17 protein-coding genes are annotated in these 19,974 nt (G+C 70.5%); all 17 read left to right on the plus strand.

Annotated features, from left to right (window positions below; all coding sequences use genetic code 11):
• The first annotated feature begins 2 nt into the window (after positions 1-2).
• Positions 3-1,952 (plus strand): primosomal protein N' family DNA-binding protein, encoded by a 1,950-nt coding sequence (locus ELQ90_RS06380; protein WP_128494434.1) that lies wholly within the window; start codon positions 3-5, stop codon positions 1,950-1,952.
• Positions 1,949-2,866: a methionyl-tRNA formyltransferase gene (locus ELQ90_RS06385; protein WP_128494435.1), complete on the plus strand. Its 918-nt coding sequence runs from the start codon at positions 1,949-1,951 to the stop codon at positions 2,864-2,866. Before ELQ90_RS06380 ends, ELQ90_RS06385 begins: the two co-directional genes overlap by 4 nt.
• Entirely contained in the window at positions 2,863-4,263 is a 1,401-nt protein-coding gene (locus tag ELQ90_RS06390; RefSeq protein ID WP_128494436.1) for an RsmB/NOP family class I SAM-dependent RNA methyltransferase, read from the plus strand. Before ELQ90_RS06385 ends, ELQ90_RS06390 begins: the two co-directional genes overlap by 4 nt.
• Before the next feature lie 98 nt (positions 4,264-4,361).
• Positions 4,362-5,057, plus strand: coding sequence for a ribulose-phosphate 3-epimerase (gene rpe / locus ELQ90_RS06395; protein WP_128494437.1), 696 nt, complete (start codon positions 4,362-4,364; stop codon positions 5,055-5,057).
• Positions 5,054-5,317: a phosphoribosyl-ATP diphosphatase gene (locus ELQ90_RS06400; protein WP_128494438.1), complete on the plus strand. Its 264-nt coding sequence runs from the start codon at positions 5,054-5,056 to the stop codon at positions 5,315-5,317. Before rpe ends, ELQ90_RS06400 begins: the two co-directional genes overlap by 4 nt.
• 44 nt (positions 5,318-5,361) lie before the next feature.
• The gene (gene hisG, locus ELQ90_RS06405; protein WP_128494439.1) at positions 5,362-6,201 is read left to right on the plus strand and encodes an ATP phosphoribosyltransferase; all 840 of its coding nucleotides are present in this window, start codon (positions 5,362-5,364) and stop codon (positions 6,199-6,201) included.
• Between the two features lie 12 nt (positions 6,202-6,213).
• Complete coding sequence (gene hisF / locus ELQ90_RS06410) at positions 6,214-6,975, plus strand: imidazole glycerol phosphate synthase subunit HisF (RefSeq protein WP_128494440.1); 762 nt, start codon at positions 6,214-6,216, stop codon at positions 6,973-6,975.
• Entirely contained in the window at positions 6,975-7,340 is a 366-nt protein-coding gene (hisI, locus tag ELQ90_RS06415; protein ID WP_128494441.1) for a phosphoribosyl-AMP cyclohydrolase, read from the plus strand. Before hisF ends, hisI begins: the two co-directional genes overlap by 1 nt.
• Entirely contained in the window at positions 7,337-8,866 is a 1,530-nt protein-coding gene (locus tag ELQ90_RS06420) for an anthranilate synthase component I (RefSeq protein WP_128494442.1), read from the plus strand. Before hisI ends, ELQ90_RS06420 begins: the two co-directional genes overlap by 4 nt.
• 4 nt (positions 8,867-8,870) lie before the next feature.
• A complete protein-coding gene (locus ELQ90_RS06425; RefSeq protein ID WP_128494443.1) occupies positions 8,871-9,464 on the plus strand; it encodes a Trp biosynthesis-associated membrane protein in 594 nt (197 codons plus the stop codon).
• Between the two features lie 40 nt (positions 9,465-9,504).
• Complete coding sequence (locus ELQ90_RS06430; protein WP_128494444.1) at positions 9,505-9,735, plus strand: DUF6704 family protein; 231 nt, start codon at positions 9,505-9,507, stop codon at positions 9,733-9,735.
• A 4-nt stretch (positions 9,736-9,739) separates the two neighbouring features.
• Complete coding sequence (gene trpC / locus ELQ90_RS06435) at positions 9,740-10,510, plus strand: indole-3-glycerol phosphate synthase TrpC (RefSeq protein WP_128494445.1); 771 nt, start codon at positions 9,740-9,742, stop codon at positions 10,508-10,510.
• Positions 10,511-10,514: 4 nt separating this feature from the next.
• Positions 10,515-11,726: a tryptophan synthase subunit beta gene (gene trpB / locus ELQ90_RS06440; RefSeq protein WP_128494446.1), complete on the plus strand. Its 1,212-nt coding sequence runs from the start codon at positions 10,515-10,517 to the stop codon at positions 11,724-11,726.
• Positions 11,723-12,511, plus strand: a complete 789-nt coding sequence (gene trpA, locus ELQ90_RS06445) for a tryptophan synthase subunit alpha (RefSeq protein ID WP_128494447.1) — start codon at positions 11,723-11,725, stop codon at positions 12,509-12,511. Before trpB ends, trpA begins: the two co-directional genes overlap by 4 nt.
• A 54-nt stretch (positions 12,512-12,565) precedes the next feature.
• Positions 12,566-13,528: a prolipoprotein diacylglyceryl transferase gene (gene lgt, locus ELQ90_RS06450; protein ID WP_128494448.1), complete on the plus strand. Its 963-nt coding sequence runs from the start codon at positions 12,566-12,568 to the stop codon at positions 13,526-13,528.
• Between the two features lie 418 nt (positions 13,529-13,946).
• Positions 13,947-18,521 (plus strand): glutamate synthase large subunit, encoded by a 4,575-nt coding sequence (gene gltB, locus ELQ90_RS06455; RefSeq protein WP_128494449.1) that lies wholly within the window; start codon positions 13,947-13,949, stop codon positions 18,519-18,521.
• Positions 18,514-19,971 carry a glutamate synthase subunit beta gene (locus tag ELQ90_RS06460; RefSeq protein ID WP_128494450.1) on the plus strand — a complete coding sequence of 486 codons (1,458 nt, stop codon included), beginning with the start codon at positions 18,514-18,516 and terminating at the stop codon, positions 19,969-19,971. The genes gltB and ELQ90_RS06460 overlap by 8 nt, the downstream gene beginning before the upstream one ends.
• The last annotated feature ends 3 nt before the right edge of the window (positions 19,972-19,974 follow it).

Raw genomic sequence — 19,974 nt, forward strand, 5'->3', positions numbered from 1 at the left:
GTGTGGCCGCCCCGGTCGCGCGCGTCGTCATCGATTCGCCCCTCCCGCAACTCGATCACCTCTTCGACTACGCCGTCCCCCGCGAGATGGAGGGGGTCGTCCCCGGCGTCCGGGTCCGCGTGCCGCTGCGCACCGCCGGCCGCGTCGCCGACGCTTTCGTCGTCGAGGTCGCCGACGAGTCGGAGCACGGCGGCGCCCTGAGCCCCCTCGATGCCCTCGTCTCGACGGTCCCGGTGCTCTCGACCGAGGTGTGGACGCTCGCGCGAGCCGTCGCCGATCGGGTCGCGGGCACCGCGAGCGACGTGCTGCGGCTCGCCGTCCCGAAGCGACAGGTGCGCGTCGAGAAGGCCTATGTCGCCGCCGGTTCTCCGTCCGTGCCGCCGTCGCCCGTCGGAGCGGTGCCGACCGCGGGCTACGCCGGAGCTGACCTCGACGAGGGGATCGCTGGAGGAGGGCGCTTCGCTCTCGACGCCGTGCCGACGCTCGCCCGCCTGCCCGACGGCGGTTCGGTCGGGTCCTGGGCCGTGACGGCGGCTCGTCTCGCCGCCAACACCGCTGCGCGCGGTCGGCAGACGATCGTGTCGGTCCCCGACCATCGCGACCTCGACCAGCTCGAGGCTGCCCTCTCCGCGATCGGTGTCGCCGACATCGTCCTGCGCTTCGACGCCGCCCAGCCGCCCGCCGAGCGCTACCGCGCCTTCCTCGCGTCCCTCGGGGACGGGCCCCACATCGTGATCGGCAACCGCTCGGCGCTCTATGCCCCGGCGTCACGGCTGGGTCTCGTCGTCGTCGTCGACGACGGCGATCCGCTCCACCGCGAGCCGCTCGCGCCGTACGCCCACTCGCGGGACGTCGCCCTCGTCCGACAGTCCCAATCGGGAGCCGCGCTCGTGCTCCTGTCGCACGCGCGCAGCGTCGACGCCGAGCGGCTCGTCGAGCTCGAGTACCTGACGCCCGTCTCGCCGTCGCCGTCGGTCCGTCCGCGCGTCGTGCTCGCCGAGGACCCGCCGGGGGAGGCGAGCTCCCGCATCCCCGCAACGGCGTGGGCGCTCGCGCGGGAGGGGCTCGCGGCGGGCCCCGTGCTCGTCCAGGTCGCCCGCCCGGGCTACGCTCCCGTGGTCGCGTGCGCGTCGTGCGGCACGGCGGCCACGTGTGCGCGCTGTCACGGCCCGCTCGGCGTGCGCCGGCGCGGTCAGGCGCCGCAGTGCGGCGTCTGCGGCGCGGTCGCGGCGCCGTGGCGATGCGACGTGTGCGATGGCACGTCCCTCCGGCTCGTGTCCCGAGGCAGCGGCCGGACGGCCGAGGAACTCGGGAGGGCGTTCCCGGGCGCCCGCGTGATCGTCGCCGACGGCGAGCACCGGGTGCTGACACTCCCCGACACCCCGGCCCTCGTCGTCGCGACGCGTGGTGCCGAGCCCGTCGCGGCCGGCGGATACCGCGCCGTCCTGCTCCTCGACGGCGAGCGCATGCTCGCGCGTGAGTCGCTCACGATCGCCGAGGACGCCTTGCGGTGGTGGTCGAACGCCGCGGCCCTCGCCGCCCCACGAGCTCCCGTCGTCCTCGCCGGAGTGTCCGGCCCCCTCGCCCAGGCCTTCGCCGGGTGGAACCATGCGAGCTTCGCCGCTCGCGAGCTCGCGGACCGGCGCACGCTCGGTTTCCCGCCGTCCGTCCGTACGGCGACGGTGACGGGGCCGGTGGACGCCGTCGCCGCGGCCGTCGAGGCGCTCGACGGCATCGCGATCCGCGACGTCCTCGGCCCGACGCCGGTCGACGAGGGCGGCGTACGATCGATCGTGCGCTTCGACTACCGCGTCGGGGCGGACGTCGCCCGCGAGCTCCGCGCCGTCCTCATCCGCAACGCGACGGCGCGGCGGCGCCCCGTCGCGGGGCGACCCCAACGTGCCGTGCCGTCGCTGCGGCTCCATTTCGACGACCCGGAGGTGTGGACGTGAGGATCGTCTTCGCTGGAAGCCCGATCACCGCTGTGCCGACGCTCGACGCCCTCGTCGCAGCCGGACACGAGATCGCGGCGGTCGTGACCCGCCCTGACGCGCCGGTCGGCCGGCGGCGCGTGCTCACCCCGTCGCCCGTCGCGGCCGCAGCGGAGGAGCGCGGCCTCGCTGTCGTTCGCGCCGCGCGACTCGACGCGGCAGCGACCGAGCAGATCCTCGCGACGAGACCCGAGCTCGGGGTCATCGTGGCGTTCGGGGGCCTCGTGCGGGAGCCGCTCCTCAGCGGGCCGGACCACGGGTGGATCAATCTGCATTTCTCGGCGCTCCCCGCGTGGCGTGGTGCCTCTCCCGTCCAGCACTCGATCGTGCACCGCTCCGGTGCCGGAGCGACCGTGTTCCAGCTCGTCCCCGAACTCGATGCCGGCCCGGTGTGGTCGCGTCGGGAGCGCCCGCTCACGGGGGAGGAGACGACGGGAGACCTGCTCGACGAGCTCGCCCGTTCCGGTGCGGACGACGTCGTCTCCGTCGTCGCCGCGATCGCCCGCGGCGAGCGCCCGACCGATCAGACCGGAGAGCCGAGCTTCGCCCCGAAGCTCGGGGTCGACGACGCTCGCGTGGACTGGCGGCTCCCGTCCGAGGACGTCGTCGCGCACATCCGCGGGATGACCCCCGAGCCGGGTGCCCACACGACGGTCGGCGGCGTGCGCCTGAAGGTCACTGCGGTCGGTGACGCGCCGGCTGACGCGCCGTCGCTGGCGGTCGGCGCGATGACCGCCGTCGGAAGGAACGTCCTCGTCGGCACCGGCTCGACACCCGTTCGACTCGTCAGGGTCCAGCCGGCGGGGAAGAAGGACATGGACGCCGCCGACTGGTGGCGCGGTCTCACGACCGTGGAAGGACTGATCGCATCATGAGCGGCGACATCCGGCGGCAGCGCCCCGACGAACGGATCCAGCCCGCGCGGGTCGTCGCCTTCGAGGTGATCTCGTCCGTGAGCCACGAGGACGCGTACGCGAACCTCCTCCTCCCGGGGGCGATCACGTCAGCGGGACTGGATCGGGCCGACGCGGGCCTCGCGACCGAGCTCTGTTACGGCACCTTGCGGATGCGCGGCTACTACGACCGGGTGATCTCGATCGCGGCCGGCCGCAGCGTCGACCGGATCGACCCCACCGTCCTCGACATCCTGCGGCTCGGAGCGCACCAGATCCTCGGGATGAGGGTCGCCGACCACGCGGCCGTGAACGAGTCGGTCGCGCTCGCGCGGCGCTACGCGTCCCGGTCGGCCGTCGGCTTCACGAACGGTGTCCTCCGGGGAATCACGCGCCGTTCCCCCGAGGAGTGGCTGCGCGACGTCGCGGAGTCGGCGCCGGACGCGGACGAGCGCCGCGCTGTCCTCGCCTCCCATCCGGAGTGGGTCGTCCGGGCCTTCCGCCGCTCACTCGCAGCCGAGGGGCGGGAAGCCGAGCTCGACGCCCTCCTCGACGCCGACAACCTCGCGCCCGCCGTCAACTTCGCGGCGCTCCCCGGCCTCGCCTCGCGACCGGACGACGCGTCTCCGAACCGGTTCTCCCCGGTCGGCTTCACGGGCGACGGCGGAGACCCGGAGCACGCCGTGACCGCCTCCGGCGGCCGGATCCGTGTGCAGGACGAGGGGTCGCAACTCGTCGCGCTCGCCCTCACGCGCGCTCGGCCCGTGCGGGCGGGAGAGCGGTGGCTCGATCTGTGCGCAGGGCCCGGCGGGAAGACCGCCATCCTCGCGGCCGAGGCCCTCGCGGCGGGTGCAGGGCTCGAGGCCAACGAGCTCGTGCCCGCGAGGGCCGAACTCGTGCGTCGTGCTCTCGCAGCGGTTCCGCTCGACGTCCCCGTGCGGGTCGGTGACGGCACGACGATCGGCGAATCCCATCCCGGCCGGTACGACCGCGTGCTCCTCGACGCTCCGTGTACGGGCCTCGGGGCGCTGCGTCGTCGTCCGGAGGCGCGCTGGCGCAAGCAGCCGCGTGACGTCCCGGAGCTCGCGGACCTCCAGGCCCGACTGCTCGACGCCGCGATCGCCGCGACGAAGCCGGGAGGGCTCGTCGCCTACGTCACGTGCTCTCCGCACCTCGCGGAGACGCGAGCCGTCGTGTCGACGGCCGTGCGGCGGTCCGCCGGTCGCGTCACCGAGCTCGACGCCGGAGCGGTGCTCCGCGGGATCGCGGGGGATGATCTCGACCTCGGCGGGGACGACTCCCGCCTCAGCGCCCAATTGTGGCCGCACCGACACGCGACCGATGCGATGTTCCTCTCGCTCCTCGCCGTCGAGGCGTGACGATCGCCGCGCGACCCCGCAGGGTGAGCGCAGCGACGATCGCGCAGTTGCGCTCGCAGTGACGATCGCCGACGAGGGAGCCGTTTAGGCTGGGACGCATGACGGCCCGCATCAACCCGAGCATCCTGTCTGCCGACTTCGTCAACATGGAGGCGGCGCTCGCGACGATCGCGACCGCCGACTCCGTGCACGTCGACGTCATGGACAACCATTTCGTCCCGAACCTCACGTTCGGTCTCCAGATGGTCGGTCGCATCCAGGACGTCTCGCCGGTGCCGCTCGACGTCCACCTCATGATCGACGACCCCGATCGGTGGGCTCCCGAGTACGCCGCGACGGGCGCGGCCGGTGTCACCTTCCACGCCGAGGCCGCTGCCGATGCCGTCGAACTCGCTCGCGAGCTGCGGGCGCGGGGTGCTCGCGCAGGCATCTCCCTCAAGCCGGGGACGCACATCGAGACGATCGTCGACGACCTCGCCGAGTTCGACCTCGTCCTCGTCATGACGGTCGAGCCGGGCTTCGGCGGTCAGTCCTTCATGCCCGAGGTGATGCCGAAGCTCCGCTCGCTCGCGCACATCCGGGAGCGCCGCGGCCTCGCGTTCGACCTCCAGGTCGACGGCGGGATCTCCACAGACACCATCGGGATCGCCGCCGCCGCCGGTGCCGACGTCTTCGTCGCCGGATCCGCGGTGTTCGGGGGCGACGATCCCGCCGCGCGCATCGCGGAACTGCGCCGCCTGGCGGACGACGCCCGCGCCGAGGAGTCACGTTCTGCCGGTAGGCTGGCGGAGTGAAATCCTTCGACGACCTCTTCGCCGAGCTGAGCGAGAAGTCGCTGTCCCGACCGGAGGGCTCCGGCACCGTCCGCGAGCTCGACGCCGGCGTGCACGCGATCGGCAAGAAGATCGTCGAGGAGGCCGCCGAGGTCTGGATGGCCGCCGAGTACCAGTCGGACGAGGAGACGGCCGAGGAGATCTCCCAACTGCTCTACCACCTGCAGGTGATGATGCTCGCGAAGGGGCTCACGACGGCGGACGTCTACCGACATCTGTGACGAGGTCCTCGCCGTCACCCGTTGTCCCCGATGAAAGTTCTCGAATGTTGCGAATCGCAGTGCCCAACAAGGGCTCGCTGGCCGAGACGGCCGCCCTCATGCTCGACGAGGCCGGCTACGCCGTCCGGAAGGACCCGAAGGTCCTCCACCTCATCGACTCCCGCAACGACGTGGAGTTCTTCTACCTCCGACCGCGTGACATCGCGACGTACGTCGGCTCCGGCGCCCTCGATGTCGGCATCACGGGCCGCGACCTGCTCCTCGACTCGCACAGCGAGGCGACGGAGGTCGCCGAGCTCGACTTCGCCCGCTCGACCTTCCGGTTCGCCGGCCCGACCGGTGTGTTCTCCGACCTGAGCGACCTCGAGGGCAAGCGACTCGCGACGAGCTATCCGGGTCTCGTCGGCGACTTCCTCGCCGAGGCCGGCGTCACGTCGACTCTCGTCCGGCTCGACGGCGCCGTGGAGTCCGCTGTCCAGCTCGGCGTGGCCGACGCGGTCGCCGACGTCGTCGAGACGGGGTCATCGCTGCGCAACGCCGGGCTCGAGATCTTCGGACCGGTGATCCTGCGATCGAGTGCCGTCCTCATCTCGTCCCCGTCGGCGCCCACGGGCCTGCCGACGCTGCTGCGCCGCCTCCAGGGCGTGCTCGTCGCGCGTCAATTCGTGCTCATGGACTACGACCTCCCCGTCGCGCTCCTCGAGCAGGCCACGGCGATCGCCCGCGGGATCGAATCGCCGACGGTCTCCCCGCTCCGCGACCCCGAGTGGGTCGCCGTGCGCGTCATGGTCCGTCGTGAGGACACGAACAGCGTCATGGACGAGCTCTATGAGCTCGGTGCGCGGGCCATCCTCGTGAGCGCCATCCACGCGGCGCGGTTGTAGGGAGCGAACGCGATGTCTCTCGCCGTACGCGTCATCCCCTGCCTCGACGTGGCGGACGGCCGCGTCGTCAAGGGCGTCAACTTCCAGAACCTCGCCGACGCCGGCGACCCCGTCGAGCTCGCCGCCCGGTACGCCGAGCAGGGCGCCGACGAACTCACCTTCCTCGACGTCACCGCGACCGTGGAGAGCCGGGGTACAACGTACGACGTCGTCACGCGCACGGCCGAGCAGGTCTTCGTGCCCCTCACCGTGGGCGGAGGTGTGCGCTCCGCCGAGGACGTCGCGAGACTGCTCGGATCGGGAGCCGACAAGATCGGTGTGAACTCAGCCGCCATCCGTCGACCCGACCTCGTGGGCGAGATCGCCGACCGGTTCGGGGCCCAGGTCGTCGTGCTGTCGCTCGACGTCACGCGGGCGGGGAGTGCGCCGTCCGGATTCGTCGTGACGACCCACGGCGGTCGCACCGTCACGCGCATCGACGCCCTCGAGTGGGCGCGAGAGGCGATCGAGCGGGGTGCCGGCGAGCTCCTCGTCAACTCGATCGACGCGGACGGGACCAAGAACGGGTTCGACCTCGAACTCATCGAGGCGATGCGCGCCGTCAGCACCGTGCCGGTGATCGCCTCGGGGGGCGCCGGCGAGCCGGCGCACTTCGCGCCCGCGATCCGGGCGGGAGCCGACGCGGTGCTCGCCGCGAGCGTCTTCCACTCGGGGCAGTTGTCCATCGGGGACGTCAAGTCCGCCATGAAAGACGAGGGGATCGGAGTCCGCTGATGACCGACGTGCAACCCGTCATCGACCGAGTGAGGTTCGCGCCCGACGGTCTCGTTCCGGCGATCATCCAGCAGTGGGACTCTCACGAGGTCCTCATGCTCGGTTACATGGACGCCGAGGCGCTCCGCCGAACGCTCACCGAGGGCCGCGTGACGTTCTGGTCGCGCTCACGCCAGGAGTACTGGCGGAAGGGCGACACGTCCGGCCACGCGCAGTACGTGCGCTCGGCCGCGCTCGACTGCGACGGCGACACCGTCCTCGTCCAGGTCGAGCAGATCGGCGCTGCGTGCCACACCGGCACGCACACGTGCTTCGACGGCGATCCCGTCGAGGTCGTGGAGGGATTCCCGGGGGCGCTCTCATGACCGCGACGATGAGCGGATCGACGACACGCGAGGCCTTCGACGCGCTCGTGTCGACCCACCGGGTCGTCCCCGTCATCCGCGAGGTCTTCGCCGACGGCGAGACGCCCGTCGGCATCTACCGGAAGCTCGCAGCGGGGCGACCGGGCACCTTCCTGCTCGAGTCCGCCGAGCAGGGCGGGATCTGGAGTCGGTTCTCGTTCGTCGGCGTCCGATCGTTCGGAGTGCTGACGCAGAGCGGCGATGACGCTGTGTGGCTCGACCTCGGGCTGTCGGCGTCGCGCGCGCTCGGCGACGACGCCCCCCGGGAGCCGCTCCGGGCGATCGAATCCCTCCACGCCCGTTGGGAGACCCCGAAGATCGCGGGGCATCCGCCGCTCACGGGCGGCCTCGTCGGCTTCATCGGCTGGGAGGCGATCCGGCAGATCGAGAACCTCCCGAACCGTCCCGTCGACGAGATCGGCGTGCCCGGTCAGGCCGTGAGCTTCGCGGCCGACCTCGTCGTCCTCGACCACCGGCGGGGCACCGTCATGCTCATCGCGAACGTCCTGAGCGACGGTCCCGACGCCGACGCGCTCTGGTCTGAGGCCGCGGGTCGGCTCGACCGGATGCAGGCCGAGCTCTCGGGACCGTCCGAGGCGTGGCTTGCGAACGTCGATCTCGACGCGCGTGCCCAGCCGCATCACCGCACCGATCGGCAGGACTTCCTCGACGCCGTCGTGACGTCGAAGGACTACATCCGCGAGGGTGACATCTTCCAGGTCGTCGTCTCGCAGCGGTTCGAACTCGAGACCGACGCGTCCGCGATCGATGTCTACCGGATCCTCCGGAGCCTCAACCCGAGCCCCTACATGTACCTCTTGAGCCTCGAGACGCCGGAGGGCGAGCCGTTCCACATCGTGGGGTCGTCGCCGGAGGCTCTCGTGAAGGTGCAGGACGGCCGCGTCTTCACACATCCGATCGCGGGTTCGAAACCACGGGGTGCGACCCCGGAGGAGGACGCGGAGCTCGAGGCCGAGCTCGCCTCGGACGCCAAGGAGCGGGCCGAGCACCTCATGCTCGTCGACCTCGCGCGCAACGATCTCCTCAAGGTGTGCACTCCCGGAACTGTCGAGGTCACCGAGTTCATGAGGGTCGAGCGGTTCAGCCACATCATGCACCTCGTCTCGAGCGTCGAGGGCGATCTCGCACCGAATACGTCGAGCCTCGACGTGTTCCGAGCGACCTTCCCGGCCGGCACCCTGTCGGGCGCCCCGAAGCCGCGCGCGCTCGAGATCATCGACGAACTCGAGCCGGCGCAGCGCGGCGTCTACGGTGGCGTCGTCGGGTACTTCGGGTTCTCGGGCGACGTCGATCTCGCGATCGCGATCCGCACCGCGACGATCATGCGGGGGACCGCGTTCGTCCAGGCCGGTGGTGGGCTCGTCGCCGACTCGGACCCGGCGAGCGAGTTCCTCGAGTCGCAGAACAAGGCGGCAGCCCCGCTCCGGGCCGTCGCGGTCGCCAACGCCATGACGCGGATCCGGTGACGCGGTGACAGCTCGCCGTTTGAAGTCCCTGTCGATCGTCGCCGTCCTGGCGGTGTCAGGCCTCGTCTTCCTCACCTGGACGCGCGAGTGGTTCGTGCTCGAGGTGACGGCCGGCGGCGCGACCGACGTGCCCGTCGTCGTCACGGGGGAGACGGCGGCACCCGCGCTCTCGGCCCTCGGCCTCGCCGGGCTCGCGGCCGGTGCGGCCCTCAGCATCGCCGGTCGCGGCTTCCGCGTCGTCCTCGGCCTGCTCACGATCCTCATCGGCGCCTCCGTCGTGCTCTCGGGGATCCTCGCGCTCACAGACCCCGTCGGCTCGTCGACGTCCGCTGTCAGCACCGCGACGGGGATCGCCGGTCGCGAATCGGTCGCGGACGTCGTCGGTTCCGTCGCGGTGTCCGCCTGGCCGGCCGTCGCCGCGGGCGTCGGTGTCCTCCTCGCCGTCGCCGGGGTTCTCGTCCTCGTGACGTCGTCCCGGTGGCCGGGGCCGTCGCGCAAGTACGACGCCGTGCGGTTCGAGCACGCGGACGACGGTGCGCCGCTCGACGCCGTCGACAGCTGGGACGGCCTCAGCCGCGGCGAGGACCCCACCCGGTGACCCGGTAGACTTCCACACGAACCACTCACGAAGGAGAGCAATGAGCGACATGTCGACCGAGCCGGGACACGGACACTCGCCCGCAGCCTGGACCGCCGTCGTGGTCATGCTCGTGGCCACAGCCCTCGGCACGTTGTTCTTCTGGCTCGACATGCCCGTCCTCGTCTGGGCGAGCGTCGGTCTCCTCCTCATCGGTGCGATCGTCGGCTTCATCATGTCGAAGGCGGGCTACGGCGCGTACGGCGACAAGTACTCCGCGAAGGAGCACTAGCCACATGCTGGCCGATCTGACGGCCGGCGCAGCCCAGGACGCACTCGCCCGCCAGGAGGCGGTCTCGCTCGCCGATGTCGAGGCGCAGGCACTCGCTGCCCCACCCGCCCTCGACGCTCTGTCCGCGCTGTCCCGTGGCGATCGCGTCAAGGTCATCGCCGAGGTCAAGCGTGCGAGCCCCTCACGCGGTCATCTCGCGGAGATCGCCGATCCGGCGGGCCTCGCCGCCGACTACGAACGTGGGGGAGCGAGCGCGATCAGCGTGCTCACGGAGGGACGCCGGTTCAAGGGTTCGCTCGACGACCTCCGGAGCGTGCGCGACCGCGTCGTGCTGCCCGTCCTCCGCAAGGACTTCGTCTCGATGCCGTACCAGGTGTTCGAGGCGCGCGCTGCGAGAGCCGATCTCGTCCTCCTGATCGTCGCGGCGCTCGATCAGAAGACGCTCTCCGAACTCTTCGTCCTGTCGACCGAGCTCGGCATGACGACGCTCGTCGAGACGCACAGCGCCGACGAGCTCTCCCGCGCTCTCGACCTCGGGGCCCGCCTCGTGGGCGTCAACGCGCGTGATCTCAGCACCTTCGAACTCGACAAGACACTCTTCGCGCAACTCGCGCCCTCCATCCCCGCCGACGTCGTGAAGGTCGCTGAGTCGGCGGTCTCGCAGCCGAGCGACGTCGCGGCGTACCGCGAAGCGGGTGCCGACGTCGTCCTCATCGGTGAGGCCCTCGTGACCAACGATCCCGTTTCCACCCTCGAATCCTTCCTGGCGGTGTGACCCCATGGCTCTACGCGACGAAACCGGTCCGTACTTCGGCGAGTTCGGAGGACGATACGTCCCCGAATCCCTCGTCGAGGCGCTCGACGAGCTCTCGGAGGCGTGGGAGCTCGCGAAACTCGACCCGGCGTTCCACGCCGAGCTCGACGCGCTCCTGAAGGACTACGTCGGTCGCCCATCGGTCATCACCGAGGTGCAGCGCTTCGCCCGTCATGCCGGCGGCGCGCGCATCATCCTCAAGCGCGAGGACCTCAACCACACCGGCTCGCACAAGATCAACAACGTGCTCGGTCAGGCGCTCCTCACGAAGCGCATCGGCAAGACGCGCGTCATCGCGGAGACGGGCGCCGGCCAGCACGGTGTCGCGACCGCGACGGCGGCCGCGCTGTTCGGCCTCGACTGCGTCATCTACATGGGCGAGGTCGACACCGAGCGACAGGCTCTCAACGTCGCGCGCATGCGCCTCCTCGGGGCCGAGGTCATCCCCGTCACCACGGGATCCCGTACCCTCAAGGACGCCATCAACGAGGCGATGCGCGACTGGGTGACGAACGTCGGCGACACGAACTACATCTTCGGCACCGTCGCGGGGCCTCACCCGTTCCCGGCCATGGTGCGCGACCTGCAGAAGGTCATCGGCGAGGAGGCGCGCGAGCAGGTGCTCGCCCTCACGGGTCGCCTGCCGGACGCGGTCGCCGCGTGCGTCGGCGGCGGGTCGAACGCGATGGGGATCTTCCACGCCTTCCTCGACGACACCTCCGTCGGGCTCTACGGCTTCGAGGCCGCGGGCGACGGCGTCGACACACCGCGTCACGCCGCAACGATCTCGAAGGGTCGCCCCGGCGTCCTCCACGGCGCCCGCAGCTTCCTCCTCCAGGACGAGGACGGCCAGACCGTCGAATCACACTCGATCTCCGCGGGACTCGACTATCCGGGCGTCGGCCCCGAACACTCGTGGCTCTCGAGCATCGGGCGCGCGACGTACCGAGGCGTCACCGACGCCGCGGCGATGGACGCACTCCGCCTGCTCAGCCGGACGGAGGGCATCATCCCCGCGATCGAGTCGTCGCACGCCCTCGCGGGAGCCCTGGAACTCGGCCGCGAACTCGGGCAAGACGCCGTCATCCTCGTGAACCTCTCCGGTCGCGGCGACAAGGACATGGAGACCGCCGGTCGGTACTTCGATCTCATCGACGCCGGGGCGGAGCAGTCGTGAGCGCCGTCGCGGACGTCATCCGCACGCGCGTCGACGCGGGCACAGGTGCGCTCGTCGGGTACCTGCCCGTCGGCTTCCCGACCTTCGACGAGTCGGTCGACGCCGCCGTCGCGATCGCGCAGAGCGGCGTCGACATCATCGAGCTCGGGCTGCCGTACTCCGACCCGGTCATGGACGGACCGGTCATCCAAGCAGCCACCCAGCAGGCGCTCGCGCGCGGCTTCCGCTTGAGCCACGGCTTCGAGGCCGTCCGCCGGATCACGGATCAGGTATCGGCGCCCGTGCTGCTCATGACGTACTGGAACCCCGTGCTGTCGTACGGCGTCGAGCGCTTCGCCGACGACCTCGTCGACGCCGGGGGAGCCGGACTCATCACTCCGGACCTCATCCGGGACGAGGCCGAGGAGTGGCTCGCAGCCTCCGAACGCACAGGACTCGACCGCGTCTTCCTCGCTGCGCCCTCCTCGTCGGACGCCCGCCTCGTGCGCGCCGTCGAGGTCAGCAGGGGCTTCGTCTACGCGGTCTCGACGATGGGCATCACGGGGGCGCGCAGCGACGTCGACTCCGCGGCCCGCGGTCTCGTCGCGCGACTGCGCGACGCCGGAGCCCAGAGCGCCTGTGTGGGCCTCGGGATCTCGACGGCCCAGCAGGTGCGCGAAGTCCTCGACTACGCGGACGGCGCCATCGTGGGTTCCGCTCTCGTCTCCGCGCTCTCGAGCGGCGGTGTCGACGCCGTCGCATCCGTCGCGGCCGAGCTCGCGACCGGCGCCGCTCGACGCGGCTAGACTCTCCCATCGGACGGAGGTCGACTCCGTCGTATCGAAAGGTGCGTATCCGACGTGTTGCACGCGAGCATTCCCAGCCCAGACGTCAGCAGCATCACGCTGGGGCCGTTCACGATCCACTTCTACGCGCTGTGGATCCTGCTCGGCATCATCGTCGCCGCAGCCGTGACGTCCCGCCGCCTCACGGCGCGTGGCGCCGAGCCCGGTGTCATCTTCGACTTCATGCTGTGGACCGTCCCGCTCGGCATCGTCGGGGCCCGGATCTTCCACGTGCTGACCCACCCGGACGACTACTTCTTCGAGGGTGCAGAACTCTGGAAGGTCGTCGCGGTCTGGGAGGGCGGCATCGCCATCTTCGGCGCCCTGATCGGCGGGGCCGTCGGTGCGTGGCTCGCGAGCCGCCAGACCGGCGTGAGGTTCTGGACGTTCGCCGACGCCCTCGCGCCGGGTCTCCTCCTCGCGCAGGCGTTCGGTCGGTTGGGCAACTACTTCAACCACGAGCTCTACGGCCAGCCGACGACGCTCCCGTGGGGCCTCGAGATCGAGGAGTCGAACGCGGCGTGGCCCGTCGGACTGCCGGCCGGCACTCTCTTCCACCCGACGTTCCTCTACGAGATCGTGTGGAACCTCGTCGGCGTGGCCGTCATCCTGTTCCTCGACCGCCGCTTCCGGCTCCAGTGGGGCCGTCTCCTCGGCGTCTACCTCATCTGGTACGGGCTCGGTCGCATCGTGTGGGAGTCGATCCGCATCGACCCGAGCGAGATCATCCTCGGGTTGCGCGTCAACGTCTGGGCTGCCATCGCGGCCGTCGCCCTCGGCGTCATCATCAACGTCGTCCAGCGCCGTCGACACGTCGGCCTCGAGCCTTCGCCGTACCGCCCGGGTCGCGAATGGGTCGATCCCGACGCACCGACGGGAGAGCTCGTCGACACGAGCGACCCCGACGTCGATGTCGACGAGGACGAGCGTCTGAGCGCAGCCTCCTCATCGGCACCGGAGGCCTCCCGACGCGCGTGAGACGCCCTGTCGCGGCGGGGGACGACTCCCCTCGACGCTGGGGTAGACTCTCACTCGCGGTGACGACGATCTCGTCGACATCGGCGAGACGACGACGGAGACGCCTCGACCGGTCCCGCAGCCCCCTGCCACAAGCACCAGCCATCACGCACCACACGCATCGATACGAACGGTGTCGCCCCGGTGTCGATCACCTCACCGGTGAGAACATCACGGCCCGATCATCTCGGGTCGGGCGACATTCGAGCCCGATCTCGTCGGGCGCCCGGAACTCTCCGGGCTCACGGGAGCCGACCGGCACGGACTTCCGACCGGCGCACGCGACGCTCCCGATCATCGGCGGGGCGACACTCCGCCACCTCGACACGGGCCAGCGACGTCCCCCACTCCCCTTGACCTCGTGAGGACGGTTTTCTCCATGGCTCCACGCCCTCCGTATTCCCAGTTCAGCCTCGTCCCCGAGGCGCAGGGCCTCTACGACCCCGCTGCCGAGAAGGACGCGTGCGGTCTCGCGATGGTCGCGACGCTGCGCGGCACGGCGGGCCACGACATCATCGACGGCGCCCTCGACGCGTTGAGGAACCTCGAGCACCGAGGCGCCATCGGTTCCGACGCCGGCACGGGCGACGGCGCGGGTATCCTCACCCAGATCCCCGACGACTTCCTGCGTGCTGTCACCGACTTCGAGCTGCCGCCCGTCGGCCGGTACGCCGTCGGCATCGCCTTCCTCCCGACGGACGACGACGAGCGCAAGACGCTCAAAGCGCGGATCGCCGAGCTCGCCGAGGACGAGAGCCTCCGCGTGCTCGGCTGGCGAGAGGTCCCGACCGCTCCCGAGAACCTCGGCAAGCTCGCGCGCGCCGCGATGCCCGTCTTCGAGCAGGTGTTCCTCGCGAGCGAGCTCACGGGCGACGACGGCGAGTCGCGAGCGGGCATCGCGCTCGACCGGCAGACGTTCCGGCTGCGCAAGCGCGCCGAGCGCACCCTCGGCGCCTACTTCATCTCCCTCTCGAGCCGCACGCTCGTCTACAAGGGGATGGTGACGACGCTGCAGCTCGAGCCGTTCTACCCAGACCTGTCCGACGAGCGGTTCGCCTCGAAGCTCGCGATCGTGCACTCCCGCTACTCCACGAACACCTTCCCGTCGTGGCCGCTCGCGCAGCCTCTGCGCATGATGGCCCACAACGGGGAGATCAACACCGTCGAGGGCAACAGGAACTGGATGCGCGCGCGCCAGTCCCAGCTCGAGTCGGAGCTCATCGGCGACATCGATCCGCTCCTGCCGATCATCACGCCCGGCGCGAGCGACTCGGCGTCGTTCGACGAGGTCCTCGAACTCCTGACGCTCACCGGCCGCTCACTGCCCCACGCCATGATGATGATGGTCCCCGAGGCGTGGGAGAAGCAGCCCGGCATCCCGAAGAGCCGCCGCGACTTCTACGAGTTCAACTCCCTGCAGATGGAGCCGTGGGACGGCCCGGCGGCCCTGACGTTCACCGATGGGACGCTCGTCGGGGCGACACTCGACCGCAACGGGCTCCGCCCGGGACGCTGGCTCGAGACGCACGACGGCTTCGTCGTCGTCGGCAGCGAGACCGGTGTCCTCGACATCGATCCCGCGCGCGTGAAGCGCAAAGGACGGTTGCGTCCTGGCCGCATGTTCCTCGTCGACACGGAGGCCGGGCGCCTCATCGAGGACGACGAGATCAAGGACTCGCTCGCGGCGTCCCAGCCGTGGGGGGAGTGGCTCGAGTCGGGTCGCATCCGCCTCGCCGATCTGCCCGAACGCGAGCACATCGTGCACACCCCCGCGTCCGTCTCGCGTCGTCAGCGCACCTTCGGCTACACGCAGGAGGAGGTGCGCATCCTCCTCATGCCCATGGGGCAGAACGGTGCGGAGCCCCTCGGTGCCATGGGATCCGACACGCCCATCGCTGTCCTGTCGAAGCGCCCGCGCCTGCTCTTCGACTACTTCGTGCAGCAGTTCGCCCAGGTGACGAACCCGCCGCTCGACTCGATCAGGGAAGAGGTCGTGACCTCGCTGTCCTCCGGGCTCGGACCGGAGCGCAACCTGCTCTCGTGGGGACCGGAGCACGCCAAGCAGGTCATCCTCGACTTCCCGGTCATCGACAACGACGAACTGGCCAAGATCCAGCACATCGACCCGCGCCCTGGCGCGCGCACGACGACGACGATCCGCGGTCTCTACCGCGTCGACGACGGTCCCGAGGCGATGCAGAAGCGTATCGCGGAGATGTGTGCGGAGGTCGACGAAGCGATCGCGGCCGGCAGCCAGTTCATCGTGCTGAGCGATCGCGACTCGACGAAGGAGCTCGCTCCGATCCCGTCGTTGCTCATGCTCGCGGCGGTCCAGCACCACCTCATCCGGGAGCAGAACCGCATGAAGGTCGGCCTCGTCGTCGAGGCCGGTGACGTGCGGGAGGTCCACCACGTCGCCGTGCTCATCGGTTACGGCGCCTCGGCGGTGAACCCCTACCTCGCGATGGAGTCGTGCGAGGACCTCGTCCGCGCCGGCATGATCACGGGCGTCACGCCCGAGAAGGCCGTGAAGAACCTGATCTACGCGCTCGGCAAGGGCGTCCTCAAGATCATGTCGAAGATGGGCATCTCCACCGTGTCGTCGTACGCGGGCGCCCAGGCGTTCGAGGCCATCGGCCTCAGCCAGGATTTCGTCGACACCTACTTCACGGGCACCGAGACGAAGCTCGGCGGTGTCGGGATCGACGTGATCGCGCGGGAGAACGCCGAGCGTCACCGCGCGGCGTACCCTGAGGACGCCGCCGTCGTCGCACACGAGCGGCTCGCGAGCGGCGGCGAGTACCAGTGGCGCCGTGACGGGCAGCCGCACCTCTTCAACCCCGACACCGTGTTCCGTCTGCAGCACTCCACGCGGACCCGTCGGTACGACATCTTCCGCGAGTACACCGCGATGGTCGACGGCCAGGCGGAGGAGCTCATGACGCTTCGCGGGATGTTCGCGCTCAAGAAGGGCGCACGGCCCTCGATCCCGCTCGACGAGGTCGAGCCGATCGAGTCGATCGTCAAGCGGTTCTCCACGGGAGCGATGAGCTACGGCTCGATCTCGAAGGAGGCGCACGAGACGCTCGCGATCGCGATGAACCGCCTCGGCGCGAAGTCGAACACGGGAGAGGGCGGTGAGGACGTCGACCGTCTCCTCGACCCCGAGCGTCGCAGCAGCATCAAGCAGGTCGCATCGGGACGCTTCGGCGTCACGAGCATGTACCTGACGCACGCCGACGACATCCAGATCAAGCTCGCACAGGGTGCGAAGCCGGGGGAGGGCGGACAGCTGCCGCCCGGCAAGGTCTACCCCTGGGTGGCGCGCACGCGGCACGCGACTCCGGGTGTCGGCCTCATCTCGCCGCCCCCGCACCACGACATCTATTCGATCGAAGACCTCAAGCAGCTCATCTTCGATCTGAAGCGCGCGAACCCGAAGGCCAGGATCCACACGAAGCTCGTGAGCCAGTCGGGCATCGGAGCTGTCGCGGCCGGGGTCGCGAAGGCGCTCTCCGACGTCATCCTCGTGTCTGGTCACGACGGCGGCACGGGTGCGAGCCCGCTCAACTCGCTCAAGCACGCCGGCACCCCGTGGGAACTCGGCCTCGCGGAGACGCAGCAGACGCTCATGCTGAACGGCATGCGCGATCGCGTCGTCGTCCAGGTCGACGGCCAGCTGAAGACGGGACGCGACGTCATCATCGGTGCGCTGCTCGGAGCCGAGGAGTTCGGCTTCGCGACGGCCCCTCTCGTCGTCTCCGGCTGCATCATGATGCGCGTGTGCCACCTCGACACATGTCCTGTGGGTGTCGCGACGCAGAATCCCGAGCTGCGCGCCCGCTTCAACGGCAAGCCGGAGTTCGTCGTGAACTTCTTCGAGTTCATCGCCCAGGAGGTGCGCGAGTACCTCGCCGAGCTCGGCTTCCGGTCGCTCGACGAGGCGATCGGTCACCACGAGGTCCTCGACGTCGATCGCGCCGTCGAGCACTGGAAGGCGTCGGGTCTCGACCTCGCGCCCATCCTCGTCGGACCGCGATTCGACGACGACGAACCTCGCCGCGGTGCTCGCGAGCAGGACCACGAGCTCGAGAAGCACTTCGACGTCGCCCTCATCCACCGCAGCCGTGACGTGCTGGAGCACGGCGGAACGGTCTCGATCGAGCTTCCCGTCCGCAACACGGCGCGCGCCGTCGGGACGATGCTGGGCCACGAGGTCACCGTCCGGCACGGCGAGCACGGCCTGCCGGCAGGATCGATCGACGTGACGCTGCACGGCTCGGCCGGCCAGTCGTTCGGCGCCTTCCTCCCCAACGGGATCACGCTGCGCCTCGAGGGCGACTCGAACGACTACGTCGGCAAGGGCCTCTCGGGCGGACAGATCGTCATCCGTCCGGCGAAGGGCAGCGGCTTCGTCGCCGAGGAGAACGTCATCGCCGGCAACGTCATCGGGTACGGCGCGACGCAAGGGACGATGTTCCTCCGCGGCATCGTCGGCGAGCGGTTCCTCGTCCGCAACTCGGGCGTCACGGCGGTCGTCGAAGGGGTCGGCGATCACGCGCTCGAGTACATGACGGGCGGTCTCGCCCTCATCCTCGGCGGGACGGGACGCAACCTCGGCGCCGGGATGTCCGGCGGCACGGCATACGTCTACGACCTCGACGAGGAACTCGTGAACACGCAGTCGCTGCAGTCGGGAGAGCTGACACTCCTCCCGCTCGGCTCCGGCGACGTCGAGATCGTGACGGACCTGCTCGAGAAGCACATCGCGGAGACGGGCTCGACCCTCGCGCGACGGCTCCTCGACGACCCCGCGACAATGGAACGATTCGTGAAAGTTCTCCCGCGCGACTACGCGGCCGTCCTGGAGACGCGCCGCAGCGCCGTCGACGAGGGGCTCGACCCCGACGGCGACGTCGTGTGGAGACGGATTCTGGAGGTGACCGGTGGCTGATCCCAAGGGTTTCTTGAAGGTCAGGGAACGAGAGCTGCCCCCGCGGCGCCCGGTCCCCGTCCGGATCATGGACTGGAAAGAGGTCTACGAGCAGGGCGACCCGTCGCAAGTGCGTCGCCAGGCCGGCCGCTGCATGGACTGCGGCATCCCGTTCTGCCACCAGGGCTGCCCTCTCGGGAACCTCATCCCCGAGTGGAACGACCTCATGTGGCGCGGCGAGGGCCGCCAGGCCATCGAGCGCCTCCACGCGACGAACAACTTCCCGGAGTTCACGGGTCGGCTGTGCCCGGCGCCGTGCGAATCGGCGTGCGTGCTCGGCATCAACCAGCCGGCCGTGACGATCAAGCAGGTCGAGGTCTCGATCATCGACCAGGCCTTCCAGAACGGCTGGGTCGACTCGCACCCGCCGGAGCGTCTCACGGGTAAGACGGTCGCCGTCGTGGGATCCGGTCCCGCCGGTCTCGCGGCCGCCCAGCAGCTCACGCGCGCCGGCCACACCGTCGCCGTGTATGAGCGCGACGACCGCATCGGCGGACTCCTGCGCTACGGCATCCCGGACTTCAAGATGGAGAAGCGCCACCTCGACCAGCGCCTGCGGCAGATGCAGGACGAGGGGACGCGATTCCGCGCCGGCGTGAACATCGGCGTCGACATCTCGTGGGCCGACCTCCGCAGCCGGTACGACGCGGTCGTCGTCGCGACGGGCGCACTCGTCCCGCGCGACCTGCCGATCCCCGGCCGCGACCTCTCCGGCGTGCACTTCGCGATGGAGTACCTCGTCCAAGCGAACAAGGTCGGCGCCGGCGACTCCGTGCCGTCGCAGATCACGGCGGAGGACAAGCACGTCGTCGTCCTCGGTGGCGGCGACACCGGCGCCGACTGCATCGGGACCGCGCACCGCCAGGGCGCGGCGTCGGTGACGAACCTCGCGATCGGGCGCCAGCCGGCTTCCGACCGGACCGACGCGCAGCCGTGGCCGATGACGCCGACCCTCTTCGAGGTCGCGAGCGCCCACGAAGAGGGCGGTGACCGCGAGTTCCTCGTCTCGACCGTGGAGTTCATCGGCAATGACGCGGGAGAGGTCGTCGCCCTGCGCGTCGCCGAGACCGAGTTCGTCGACGGTCGCCGCGTCCCGAAGAGCGGCACCGAGCGCGAGATCCCCGCCGACCTCGTCCTCCTCGCCCTCGGGTTCACGGGCCCCGAGTCCGAGGACCTCTCGTCGCAGCTCGGCGTCCCCTTCGACGGCCGTGGCAACGTCCAGCGCGACGGCGATTACCAGACGTCGGAGCCCGGCGTCTTCGTCGCGGGTGACGCGGGACGCGGTCAGTCCCTCATCGTGTGGGCGATCGCGGAGGGCCGCGCGGCCGCCTCGGCGGTCGACCGCTACCTCGAGGGCGAGACGAGCCTGCCGTTCCCGGTGCGACCGACGGACCGTCCCATCAGCCTCTAGACT

Origin of the sequence: Labedella phragmitis (assembly GCF_004078635.1) — a bacterium.
GTDB lineage: Bacteria > Actinomycetota > Actinomycetes > Actinomycetales > Microbacteriaceae > Labedella > Labedella phragmitis.

Excerpts from the sequence above, each read along its gene's own strand:
- rpe (WP_128494437.1), top strand. The coding sequence starts at position 4,362 with ATGACGGCCCGCATCAACCCGAGCATCCTGTCTGCCGACTTCGTCAAC.
- gltB (WP_128494449.1), top strand. The coding sequence starts at position 13,947 with ATGGCTCCACGCCCTCCGTATTCCCAGTTCAGCCTCGTCCCCGAGGCG.
- hisF (WP_128494440.1), top strand. The coding sequence starts at position 6,214 with ATGTCTCTCGCCGTACGCGTCATCCCCTGCCTCGACGTGGCGGACGGC.
- trpB (WP_128494446.1), top strand. The coding sequence starts at position 10,515 with ATGGCTCTACGCGACGAAACCGGTCCGTACTTCGGCGAGTTCGGAGGA.
- hisI (WP_128494441.1), top strand. The coding sequence starts at position 6,975 with ATGACCGACGTGCAACCCGTCATCGACCGAGTGAGGTTCGCGCCCGAC.
- ELQ90_RS06430 (WP_128494444.1), top strand. The coding sequence starts at position 9,505 with ATGAGCGACATGTCGACCGAGCCGGGACACGGACACTCGCCCGCAGCC.
- hisG (WP_128494439.1), top strand. The coding sequence starts at position 5,362 with ATGTTGCGAATCGCAGTGCCCAACAAGGGCTCGCTGGCCGAGACGGCC.
- ELQ90_RS06420 (WP_128494442.1), top strand. The coding sequence starts at position 7,337 with ATGACCGCGACGATGAGCGGATCGACGACACGCGAGGCCTTCGACGCG.
- ELQ90_RS06390 (WP_128494436.1), top strand. The coding sequence starts at position 2,863 with ATGAGCGGCGACATCCGGCGGCAGCGCCCCGACGAACGGATCCAGCCC.
- trpC (WP_128494445.1), top strand. The coding sequence starts at position 9,740 with ATGCTGGCCGATCTGACGGCCGGCGCAGCCCAGGACGCACTCGCCCGC.